Genomic DNA, 2,661 nt, shown 5'->3' with positions numbered 1-2,661 from the left:
AGCTTTTGATTGATCGAAAGCTTGCGAGGAAGCTGAGATCAATTGATTTTTCCAGTCAATAATTTGGTTTTGATGAACATCAAACTCAGCACTCAATTCAGCAAGTGTTTTTTCTGCTTTAATCGCAGCAAGTGCTACCTTAGCTTTAAAATCATTTGAATGATTTCTTCTTGGTCTACGTGCCATAAAATACTCCATATATTGATGTTTATAACATCATTTGAGGAGCAGAATATCACTTATAGGAGTTGTTCAAATTTACGGATCCATCTCTAAAGCTAGAACTTCATAAAAAAGTTATATTCAGCTAAATATTTTCAAGAAATTCTTTGATATAAGTAATGACATATATAAAGAATATTAGCTGCTTTAGAAATCTAATCCATGATTGTTAAGGAGTGAAAATGAATCACTTTTATTTTGGCGTTAATCCATATTTATGGCTTTTAATAGCATGTATTTTGTTTGCTATTTCAGTTTACCTTGTTTTGAAAAAAGTTATGAACAACAAGGTTAATCCTCAAGGCTGGCTATTGGTATCAGTAGCTATTTTTCTAGGTGCAATGTATAGCCAATATGCTTTTTACGATCTAGGCCGAAATATCTCAAAAAGTGATGCTAAGAAGATCCAGGTAGCATACCAGGAGAGCTTATTATCACCAGCTGGTTATGACTTTAGAGATGCTCTAAGTAATTTGTTAGATGATAAAGGTATCATAGTGCCAGCAGAACTAAGCTATATTGGAACTGATATATATTCTAATTCTTTCACTAAAGAAGATTGGAATAAGTTAGCAAAAATTCATAAAAAAACTAATAAATATATGTGAATTAAAAAACAGAATATCAAAATACACGACAATTTTTGCAGAATCTGCCAGCCAATGATGTTCTCCTTACTGGTTCACGCGGCACAGGAAAATCTTCAATTGTCCGTGCCCTTTTAACCGAGTATAAAGATCAAGGATTACGTTTAATTGAAATTGAACGTGATGATCTGTCCGATCTTCCTGAAATCCAGAAGCTCATCCAGAAGCGTCCGGAAAAGTTCATTGTCTACTGCGATGATCTGGCCTTTAATGCTGAAGATGAAAACTATCGCAGCTTAAAAAGTGTACTTGATGGCTCATTACAGTCAGGTTCAAGTAATTTTATTATTTATGCAACCAGCAACCGTCGACATCTGTTACCAGAATTTATGCATGAGAACACGCCAGTGACTCGTGTAGATGTACCGCAATATACCGAGTTGCATCCACAAGAAGCCATTGAGGAAAAAATTTCACTCTCGGATCGTTTTGGAATGTGGCTTTCATTCTATCCAATGGATCAAAACCTGTATTTAACCATTGTAGAACACTATCTTGCTAAAACAGATATGCCAATGAATGACGAAGCCCATGCTGAAGCCCTACGCTGGTGTCAGGCACGTGGTCAACGGTCAGGACGTGCCGCCTATCAGTTCTCTAAACACTGGATTGGATCACAACAACTAAAAGCACTGTAAAATTTTAAACTAGAAAAATTAACAGGTTTCATTATTAGTCAGATTATAAAAGGCCCATTTATCTCAAATGGGCTTTTTATAAAATTAGAGTTTCTGTCAAGCTCTTAAATAATATTCAGCTGTTTTAATGATTTCATCAATAATTCATTACGTATAGATGCCGGCATTTCTGACCGCATTTCCATATTTAATGCAAAAGCGACAATTTTTCCATCTGGCTGCTCAACCCAGCCGGTCAACCAGCCCACTTGTGGTTTTATATCCATTGCCCAACCAGTCTTTCCAAAAATTTTGTAGCCATTACTCTCTTCTAAAAGAAGCATATTTTTTACATTAGCCTGCACTTTTTCACTAAATGGAAGCTGTGTATGTGCTAATTGGGAAACAAACTCTACCTCTTGAATAGGCGTAACCTTTAATGGTCCTACCAACCAGAAATTATCAACCTGCTGTCCAATTTCAGCATTACCGAAACCAATACGTTTTACTTCTTTTTGCATGAGATCAAGACCGATACGTCGCGCAAGTTCCTGATAGACTGGGACTGCAGAAAGCTTCATGGCTTCTCCTAGTGTCATGTCTTTTTCCCAAGCGGTAAATGACCTTTTCTCGCCCTTCCATTTAAATATTTCATTAATATCCGTTTTCTGGTTCTCCAATCCGATCAGGGCATTCAACATTTTAAATGTAGAGGCTGGCACATATTCTGTATTTGCGCGGCTTAGAGCATTACCATATAGATTAATTTTTTTATCTGTTTGAATAACCAGCACACCTGAGGTGTTTTTTTCATCAAAGTATTGATGAATCACCTGATTATGTCCTTGAACAATCTGACTCGGGGTTTCATTTATTAAATTATGCTGAACCGTACAACCAGAAAGAAAAAGAGAAGCAACCACATAGCAAGTAAAATATTTATTCACTTTAAACACCAGATCAATAGAAAATAACTCTGTACACGACAAAAATAGATAACTCATTGAAATAATGTCACAATAATTGTTTTCTAACGACGAATACTATGACACATCTCAATGAGTTATATCTTATCTTAAACAAATCTCTAAAATGGAACAAGTCACATTTAAAGTGCTTTGCGCTCATCATGCTTGTGATTATTTTAAAGCAAACATGTAATCTTTCTTCTGCAT

At 35.6% G+C, this 2,661-nt stretch carries 3 protein-coding genes and 2 pseudogenes; 3 read left to right on the top strand and 2 right to left on the bottom strand.

What is annotated here, in order from left to right:
- A partial coding sequence (locus tag A9J31_RS07130; protein ID WP_081402350.1) for a hypothetical protein occupies positions 1-198 on the bottom strand: 198 nt, incomplete at its 3' end.
- Positions 199-404: 206 nt separating this feature from the next.
- Here A9J31_RS07130 and A9J31_RS15960 point away from each other — a divergent pair.
- Together A9J31_RS15960 and A9J31_RS07120 are read left to right on the top strand one after the other, a co-directional pair.
- Positions 405-830, top strand: a complete 426-nt coding sequence (locus A9J31_RS15960) for a hypothetical protein (protein ID WP_001015365.1) — start codon at positions 405-407, stop codon at positions 828-830.
- 17 nt (positions 831-847) lie between these two features.
- Positions 848-1,507: pseudogene (locus tag A9J31_RS07120) on the top strand (ATP-binding protein); the annotation flags it as partial.
- A 104-nt stretch (positions 1,508-1,611) separates the two neighbouring features.
- Here A9J31_RS07120 and A9J31_RS07115 read toward each other — a convergent pair.
- Entirely contained in the window at positions 1,612-2,433 is an 822-nt protein-coding gene (locus A9J31_RS07115) for an OXA-23 family carbapenem-hydrolyzing class D beta-lactamase OXA-23 (RefSeq protein ID WP_001046004.1), read from the bottom strand.
- A 98-nt stretch (positions 2,434-2,531) separates the two neighbouring features.
- Here A9J31_RS07115 and A9J31_RS15390 point away from each other — a divergent pair.
- A pseudogene (locus A9J31_RS15390) lies at positions 2,532-2,661 on the top strand (IS4-like element ISAba33 family transposase); the annotation flags it as partial.

The organism is Acinetobacter gandensis (genome assembly GCF_001678755.1).
GTDB classification, from domain to species: domain Bacteria; phylum Pseudomonadota; class Gammaproteobacteria; order Pseudomonadales; family Moraxellaceae; genus Acinetobacter; species Acinetobacter gandensis.
The sequence above is the reverse complement of the archived record's forward strand: the minus strand, read 5'-3'. Positions and strand labels throughout refer to the sequence as shown.